A 7,492-nucleotide genomic window follows, 5' to 3' on the forward strand; every position below is an offset into this window, starting at 1 on the left:
GCTACGCCGGCACCGGTTTCGTCCTCCGCGCCGGGATCGTCATCGCGGCAACGCCGGCAACCACGCAGGCTAACCCGATCCATACCGTCGAGCTCAATTGCTCGCCGAGGAAGGTCACGCCGAACGCCACACCAATGGGCACGCGCAGATAGGCCTGCGCGGTGGCGCCGACTGATCCGAGCGTCTGGATCAGGCGGAAGTAAATGACGAACGCGAGCGCGGTCGAGAACACGGCGATCGCGAGCAGCGCCAGCAGCGAATGCATCGACGGCGCCAGCGTCCAGGGACGGTCGACAACGAGACTGAGCGGAATCAGGATCGCGGCACCACAGAGCAGCGATCCCGCCGCCGGCGCCATCGGATCGAGCCCCCCAAAATTGCGGCCGAAGATCGCCGCGCCCGCGTAGCAGATCGCCGCAAGGACACAGACGATTTGCGCGATCAGTTGCTCACCAAGGCCGCCCAGCGCCTGCACGCCGACGATCAGGCAGATGCCGGCCATGCCAGCAATCACGCCGATCAGCTTTCGTGAGGTCACCGCCTCGTGACGGGTGATCGCGAAGGTCAGGAAAAACGTGAATATCGGCGCGGTCGAATTGAGGATGGTGGCGACGCCGGCGTCCAGCGCCCGTGCACCCCAGGCCACCATGACCCACGGAATGACGCTGTTGAGGCAGGCCTGGAACAGGAAGCGGCGCCAGTTCGCAGCATCCGTCGGCATTTTCACCCCGCGCCAGTGCATGATCGCAACCAGCAGCAGCCCCGCAATCAACGTACGGCCCGCGATCAGCGTGATCGGCGGAATCGTCTCCACGGCTACTTTCAGGAACGTGTACGACGCGCCCCATAGCGTCGCGAGCAGGAGAAGCAGCCCCAGTTCGCTCACGATCCCCCGGTGCTGCGGTTGGCTTTCGCCCATGTCGGTGATTCCGGTCCTGATCCATGCCAAGGCCGGACATTACAGACTGCCGACCTTACGATACTTCGTTCATCACCGAAGTGTGCATGCGTGCCTCAACCGACCGAGCCGACCTCGAACACGTCGCCGTCATAGCCGGCCTCGAGCGGGATACGCAGCTGACGGCCACCATTGTTCCTGGTCATGATCGGCGTCACCGTGACGACGGACTTGCCTCTGGAATCCTCGAGCGCGGCCTGCACGCTGTCCTGCTTGCCGAGCTTGATCAGGTTGCGCGTGGTCGGAAACGGCAGCTTGAAGCGGCCGGTCTCGCCGCCTTCCAGCGCCTCGCGCGGCGACACCCAGATTGAATCGGTGGATTCCTTGCCGTCATGGGCGCCGACCTGTTCGGGTGGCGCGGCGGCGAGGAAAAACCAGGTATCAAAACGCTTCGGCATGCCTTCGGGCGTGATCCAGTGCGCATAGGGCACGAGTTCATCGAGCGCCAGCACCATGCCGTTGTCGGTCAGAACTTTCAGGAAGCTGATCTTGCTGTCGCAGAGATCGGCGCGATGTGCGGTCTCGATCTCGCTGGCCCTGACGGCGTCGACCAGCGTCTTCGATCCCTTCGGCCGCGCCAGCAGGATGCCGCTCTCCTCAAAGGTCTCGCGGATCGCCGCGATGCGGAAGCTGAGCGTGGCCTCGTCGAGCCCCTCGCCGCCCGAATATAGTTCAGGCGCCGCGATGATCTCCTGGTCGCCCTTGTCGACGCTGCCGCCGGGAAACACCAGCGCGCCGGAATTGAAGTCGATCTCATAATGGCGAACCATCATGAAGACCTCGATTTCGGCGCGGCTCTTGCCGTCGCCCTTCTGCGCCGTGGCGTCGCGCAGCAACAGGATTGTGGACGCAGGGCGCGGTGCTTTGGCGGGTTCGGTCATCGGATCAACCCGCCGCACTGGATTGCGGTTGCAGATTGGCGCGGCGATCGACCCGCGCCACCCGCGACAGCAGATATTCGACTTCGGCCTTTGCCGTCGCGGTGATGGTCGCTCCCGGCTTGCGCTGCGCGCTGGAGGCAATCACGCCGCGCTTCTGCAGCACATATTTGCGCACCGCGAGACCGGCGCCCGGCTGCTGCTCGTAACGGATCAGCGGCAGATGCGCATCGAACAGATCGTGCGCGGCGTCGCGCTTGCCCGCCTTTTGCAGTTTGACGACATCGATCAGCAATTCCGGGAAAGCGTAGCCGGTCATCGCGCCATCGGCGCCGCGCTCCATCTCGAAATCGAGGAACATGCCGCCATTGCCGACGAGAATGGACATCGGCTTCAGCGAGCCGTCCTTCTGGAAACCGCGCAGCGTCGAAATCTTCTCCAGCCCCGGCCAGTCCTCGTGCTTGAGCATCACGCAGGACGGGCTATCCATCACGATCTTGCGGATCACCGCCGGCGTGAACACGACGTTGAGCGTCAGCGGATAATCCTGCAGCACCCAGGGAATGTCGTCGCCGATGGCTTCCTGCGCCTGCTTGAAATAGCCCGTGATCTGGTCGTCGGTGCGTAAGTGCGGCGGCGGCGCGATCATCACGCCGGCAGCGCCCGCATCCATCGATGCCTTCGCCAGCGAGCGCATGGTGGCAAAGCCCGGCGCCGAGACGCCGACGATGATCTGCATGTTCTTGGCGCGCTTGACGAAGCGGATCGCCACCTGCTCGGCTTCCGCCGCGTCCAGCTTCGGCGCCTCGCCCAAAATGCCGAGCACGGTGACGCCGTCGCAGCCGACTTCGGCATAGAAATCGGTCAGCCGGTCGATCGATTTCTCGTCGATGCGGCCGTCATCGTGAAACGGGGTCGGCGCAATCGCAAAAGTGCCTGCGGCCTGGGCGGTGAGCTTCATGGTCAATTTCCGTAAATGGGGGTGAGAGGACGAAATCCCTGAACTAGTGATACCACCGACTGACTGGCGCCTCAAAGCGAGAGATTGAGCCTGGGAATGAACCTTCCGGGGATCGAGCCGGATGGAACAACGCCATCGTCGACCGCCCCCATGCGGCGGTAGAACGGGGCAGCGTCCGGATCGGCCTCGATCAGCATTGTCGTCGCGCCGGCGGCGCGCGCCGTCGCCTTGGCCCAATCGAGCAGCTGTCGGCCGGTACCTGACCGCAGCATGCCCGGTTCGACAAACAGCCTTTCGAGCTGCGCGACATCGCCTTCGGATTTCACCTCGGCAACGCCGGCGAGACGGCCATCGACTTCAGCGACCTGCACGCGGGACGACATGATGGCCGCAGGCGTCATCGTCAGCTCCCTTCGGCAAGCCTGCATGAAGGCCGCGTCATAGCCCCAGACGGCCTTCGAGCGCAGGCACAATTCAGTAAGTGCCGGCGCTTCATCGGGACGAGCGGGCCGCAGTGCCAGCATAGCGCCTCCTTCAGGGATGAGACGGGCGTCAGAAGCGCCGCGCGCCCATCTTGATCTGTTCCTCGGAGAAGAAGATCTCCTTGGCGTGCTCGACGATGTCCTGCGCCTTCCAGGCCTCGCCGGGCGGCTTCCAGCCTTCCATCTCCATCATCCGCATCTCGCGGACGCCGCGGGGACCGGAAACGCCGAGCGTCTTGCCGGTCTGGTCGCCCGACAGATCGCTGACCATGTATAGCACGGCCGGCGCGATGCCGTCGGGCCCAAGGGCCGCCTTTGGGTTCTCGATGTAGCGCGGCAGGTCCGCGGTCATGCGGGTTAGCGCACCCGGAGCGAGCGTCCAGATCCGGATGTTGTATTTGCGGCCCTCGATCGCCAGCACGTTCGACAGTCCCCAGATACCGCCCTTGGCGGCGCCGTAATTGGTCTGGCCGAAATTGCCGATCAGGCCCGAGGTCGAGGACGTGTTGACGATGACGCCGCCGCCGTTCTCGCGCATCCATTTGAACACCGGCTGGGTGCAGCAGAAGGTGCCTTTGAGGTGCACCCTCAGCACCTTGTCCCAGTTGGCCTCGTTGGCCTTGGCGAAAGTCTCGTCGAGCAGAATGCCGGCGTTGTTCACCAGGATGTCGGCGCGGCCGAAATTCTTGATGGCGTCGTCGAACACCGACTGACCACCGGCCATGGTCGAGATGTCGGCTCCGTTGGCGACCGCGCGGCCGCCCTCGGCCTTGATCGCCTCGACCACCTTCTGCGCCATGGACTGGTCGCCGCCGGAGCCGTCGCGGGGACCGCCGAGATCGTTGACCACGACCGCCGCCCCTTCGCGCGCGAACAATTTGGCGTAGGCCTCACCCAGCCCGCCGCCCGCACCGGTGATGAGCGCGACCTTGCCGTCGAGTAATCCCATGGTGGTTCTCCTTTTATCGCTCTTGTTTTCTTAACCTCGCCCCCGCTTGCGGGGAGAGGTCGAAAGCGAAGCTTTCGGGTGAGGGGGTACAGGTCTCACCACCGTCACAGTTCGTGGAGAGAGCCCCTCACCCCAACCCTCTCCCCGCAAGAGCGGGGCGAGGGAGCGCACCGCATTCGTCGCTTTAACCCAGCACCGTCTTGCCGCTCTTGATGACGGTGACGTTCCGCGCTTTCACCTTGGCTTCGAACGAAACGACGTTGCCGTCCTTCCACAATTCCATCGTCACGGTCTCGCCGGGATAGACCGGCGAGGAGAATCGCGCCGCGTGCTGCCGGAAGGCGGACGAGTCATAATCGGCATAGGTCTGCAGCACGCCGCGGCAGGTGATGCCGTAGGTGCACATGCCGTGCAGGATCGGTTTTGGGAAACCGGCCTTCCTGGCGAATTCGGGATCGCTGTGCAGCGGGTTGCGATCGCCGCAGAGGCGGTAGACCAGCGCCTGATCCGGGCGCGTGGAAATATCGACGATCTTGTCGGGCGCGCGGCTCGGCACCTTGTGCGGCTCGGGCTGGCCTTCAGACGGTCCGCCAAACCCGCCATCGCCGCGCGCGAAACGCGAGGCGACCAGGGTCGCAAGCTTCTCGCCCTTCTCGTCCCTGAGCACGGTCTGGTGGCGGATCACCGCGCCCTTGTCCTTGCCCTTGTCGAACACGTCGAGCACGGTCGAGTCGGCCGTGATATGCGCCGCGCCGGGCAGCGGCTTGTGGAAGGTGATGTCGCGCTCGCCGTCGACCACCATCACGCGATTGAGATTCATCTCGCCGGGACCCGCCCCCCAGGCCGCCACCGAGGCGAACGTCGGTACCACTTTGAGCGGACGCGGCGTCAGCGTGCCCTCGTTGACGAAGGCCAGCTCCTTCTCGTCCATCGGATCGGCGCCCATCCCGATCCCATAGGCGTAGAGCATCACCTCGCGGTCGGTATAGGCATATTTCTGGCCGAGATTTTTCAGGGCCATCAGCTCTTCATACTTGATCGGCATCTTCGCGCGTCCTTCCCGAATTCTTTCTTTTCACCGGCGCCCGTTAATGCGCCCTCTCCCCTTGTGGGAGAGGGCAGCACCGGCGCTCGTTACAAACTCACTTGGGTGAGGGGTTGCTTCACCAGGCACATATGCCCGCCGATAGAACCCCTCATCCGGCGCTTCGCGCCACCTTCTCCCACAAGGGGAGAAGGGAAGAATTTACGCGGGCGTGAAGAACGGCAGCGGGGCGCCGTCGGTCGGCTTGAACACCACTTTGACCTTCTGGCCGATCTTGAGCTTGTCCATATCGCAGTCGACGATGTTGGTCTGCAGCGACGGGCCTTCCTTCAGCGTGACATAGGCGATCGCGTAAGGCCCGGTGGGGGATTTGCGCATCAGGCTGAAGGTGTAGATCGTCGCCTCGCCGGAGCTCTCCTCCCATTCGGTCTTGTCGGAGAAGCAGAACGGGCAGATCGAGCGCGGGAAGAAATGCGGCTCGCCGCAGGCGGTGCAGCGCTTGATCATGAACTTGCCCTGCTTGGCGGCTTCCCAGAACGGCGCGGTTTCGGGATTGCCTTGCGGCACGGGGAGTTTCTTTGCTTCGGCCATCACGCACGCTCCAGAATGCAGGTTGAGGCGGCATGGCGCACGCCGAGAAGTCCGCCGGTGCCATGGGCCACCGCGAGATCGCAGTTTTGCACCTGCACCTTGGGATGCGCTTCGCCGCGCAGCTGGCGCACCGCTTCGATGATTTTTGTCATGCCACCGCGATTCACAGGATGGTTGCTGCAGAGGCCGCCGCCATCGGTGTTGAACGGCAGTTTGCCGACGCCGGAAATCAGATTGCCGTCGGCGACGAACTTGCCGCCCTCGCCCTTCTTGCAGAAGCCGAGATCCTCGAGCTGCATCAAGACCGTGATGGTGAAGCTGTCATAGATCGATGCGTATTTGATATCCTTCGGCGTGACGCCCGCTTCCTCGAAGGCGCGCGGGCCGGACCAGACGCCGGCAGAATAAGTGAGATCGAGATCCTTGCCGCCGCGCGGGCCCTTCATCGCCTCGCCGTGTCCGATCAGGCGCACCAGCGGCTTCTTCAGGCTCTTGGCGATTTCCGGCGTGGTGACGATCAGCGCGCCGCCGCCATCGGTGACGACGCAGCAATCCATCCGATGCAGCGGATCGGAGATCATCGGCGAGTTCAAGACGTCCTCGACGGTGACGACTTCCTTGAGCATCGCGTGCGGGTTGTACTGGGCGTGATGCGAGGCCGCGACCTTGATCCAGGCGAGCTGTTCGCTTGTCGTGCCGTAGTCGTGCATATGGCGCATGGCACACATGCCGTAGGCATTGTGGGTGGTCGCGCCGTAGGCGGCCTCGAAATCGGCCTCGGCGCCGGCGGCGCGCGGCGGCATCGGGCCGGTGCGCGGCTTGCCGGCGAGCGTGATCAGCGCGATCGAGCATTTGCCGGCGGCGATCGCCTCGGCGGCGTGGCCGAGATGGATCAGATAGGAACAGCCACCGGTATCGGTGGAATCCATGTGACGGACTTTGAGGCCGAGGTAATCGACCATCGGCCAGAGGCCGCCGGGGGCATCGCCGGCGCAGAAATAGCCGTCGATATCGGCCTTGGTCAGCCCTGCGTCCTCGATCGCGCCCTTGGCGACCTCGGCGTGCAACTGCGCGGTGGATTTATCGGGTGCGTGCCGGGTGGGATGTTCGTAGATCCCGGCAATGTAGGCTTTGCCCTTGATGGTCAAATCATTCTCCGCTGGCGTTTCTTATTTCCAAGGTTTTTCTGGCCTGTCGGGAGGGCCTTGGCAAGCGAGGAAATATTCCGTCAGGCGAGACGTAGCGACTGGACTCAAGTCGGGATGATTATGGGCGAACATCGTATCAGGTCGGGATGGCGACGCTGTCGAAGTATCCAGATCGTCGTCCCGGCCTAGTGCGCATTTGCGCACGGGGGCCGGGACCCATACCGCGTGATCATTCAATAGAGGCTCGGGAGCAGAGACCTTCCGCAAAACTATTCCCTGTGGTTATGGGTCCCGGCCTTCGCCGGGACGACGTGGATACAGTTTCGCATTCTCGCGGCGCTGATCGCTCGAAGTTTTACAAATCGTTTCGCCCTTCAAAACAGAGGGCGCAGGGAATGCCGGATGCGCGCTGCACCCGCGGTCTCGTGTGCGAATTGTGCTAAGTAGGCTGCACACGAGCATACAGGGCAGCGGAGAACA

At 63.6% G+C, this 7,492-nt stretch carries 8 protein-coding genes; all 8 read right to left on the reverse strand.

All coding sequences use genetic code 11. The annotated features are described in order from the left end of the window. Position 1: 1 nt before the first annotated feature. Positions 2-919 (reverse strand): DMT family transporter, encoded by a 918-nt coding sequence (locus tag JQ611_RS39950; protein WP_212468667.1) that lies wholly within the window; start codon positions 917-919, stop codon positions 2-4. A 95-nt stretch (positions 920-1,014) separates the two neighbouring features. Further along, positions 1,015-1,839 (reverse strand): NUDIX hydrolase, encoded by an 825-nt coding sequence (locus tag JQ611_RS39955; RefSeq protein WP_212266130.1) that lies wholly within the window; start codon positions 1,837-1,839, stop codon positions 1,015-1,017. Between the two features lie 4 nt (positions 1,840-1,843). Further along, positions 1,844-2,797, reverse strand: coding sequence for a dihydrodipicolinate synthase family protein (locus JQ611_RS39960; RefSeq protein ID WP_212468668.1), 954 nt, complete (start codon positions 2,795-2,797; stop codon positions 1,844-1,846). Positions 2,798-2,868: 71 nt separating this feature from the next. Next, complete coding sequence (locus tag JQ611_RS39965; protein WP_212468669.1) at positions 2,869-3,321, reverse strand: GNAT family N-acetyltransferase; 453 nt, start codon at positions 3,319-3,321, stop codon at positions 2,869-2,871. Positions 3,322-3,349: 28 nt separating this feature from the next. Further along, entirely contained in the window at positions 3,350-4,228 is an 879-nt protein-coding gene (locus JQ611_RS39970; protein WP_212266127.1) for an SDR family oxidoreductase, read from the reverse strand. Positions 4,229-4,412: 184 nt separating this feature from the next. Beyond that, positions 4,413-5,273: a MaoC/PaaZ C-terminal domain-containing protein gene (locus JQ611_RS39975; protein WP_212387983.1), complete on the reverse strand. Its 861-nt coding sequence runs from the start codon at positions 5,271-5,273 to the stop codon at positions 4,413-4,415. Positions 5,274-5,474: 201 nt separating this feature from the next. Continuing rightward, a complete protein-coding gene (locus tag JQ611_RS39980) occupies positions 5,475-5,864 on the reverse strand; it encodes a Zn-ribbon domain-containing OB-fold protein (RefSeq protein ID WP_212266125.1) in 390 nt (129 codons plus the stop codon). Then, a complete protein-coding gene (locus JQ611_RS39985; RefSeq protein ID WP_212266124.1) occupies positions 5,864-7,012 on the reverse strand; it encodes a thiolase domain-containing protein in 1,149 nt (382 codons plus the stop codon). Before JQ611_RS39985 ends, JQ611_RS39980 begins: the two co-directional genes overlap by 1 nt. Positions 7,013-7,492: the final 480 nt, after the last annotated feature.

The organism is Bradyrhizobium sp. AUGA SZCCT0182, assembly GCF_018130185.1.
In the GTDB taxonomy this organism is placed as follows: Bacteria; Pseudomonadota; Alphaproteobacteria; order Rhizobiales; family Xanthobacteraceae; genus Bradyrhizobium.

What these genes read in the sequence shown, in the direction of transcription:
- JQ611_RS39970 (WP_212266127.1), bottom strand. Translation starts at nt 4,228, where the DNA reads ATGGGATTACTCGACGGCAAGGTCGCGCTCATCACCGGTGCGGGCGGC.
- JQ611_RS39960 (WP_212468668.1), bottom strand. Translation starts at nt 2,797, where the DNA reads ATGAAGCTCACCGCCCAGGCCGCAGGCACTTTTGCGATTGCGCCGACC.
- JQ611_RS39975 (WP_212387983.1), bottom strand. Translation starts at nt 5,273, where the DNA reads ATGCCGATCAAGTATGAAGAGCTGATGGCCCTGAAAAATCTCGGCCAG.
- JQ611_RS39950 (WP_212468667.1), bottom strand. Translation starts at nt 919, where the DNA reads ATGGGCGAAAGCCAACCGCAGCACCGGGGGATCGTGAGCGAACTGGGG.
- JQ611_RS39965 (WP_212468669.1), bottom strand. Translation starts at nt 3,321, where the DNA reads ATGCTGGCACTGCGGCCCGCTCGTCCCGATGAAGCGCCGGCACTTACT.
- JQ611_RS39955 (WP_212266130.1), bottom strand. Translation starts at nt 1,839, where the DNA reads ATGACCGAACCCGCCAAAGCACCGCGCCCTGCGTCCACAATCCTGTTG.
- JQ611_RS39980 (WP_212266125.1), bottom strand. Translation starts at nt 5,864, where the DNA reads ATGGCCGAAGCAAAGAAACTCCCCGTGCCGCAAGGCAATCCCGAAACC.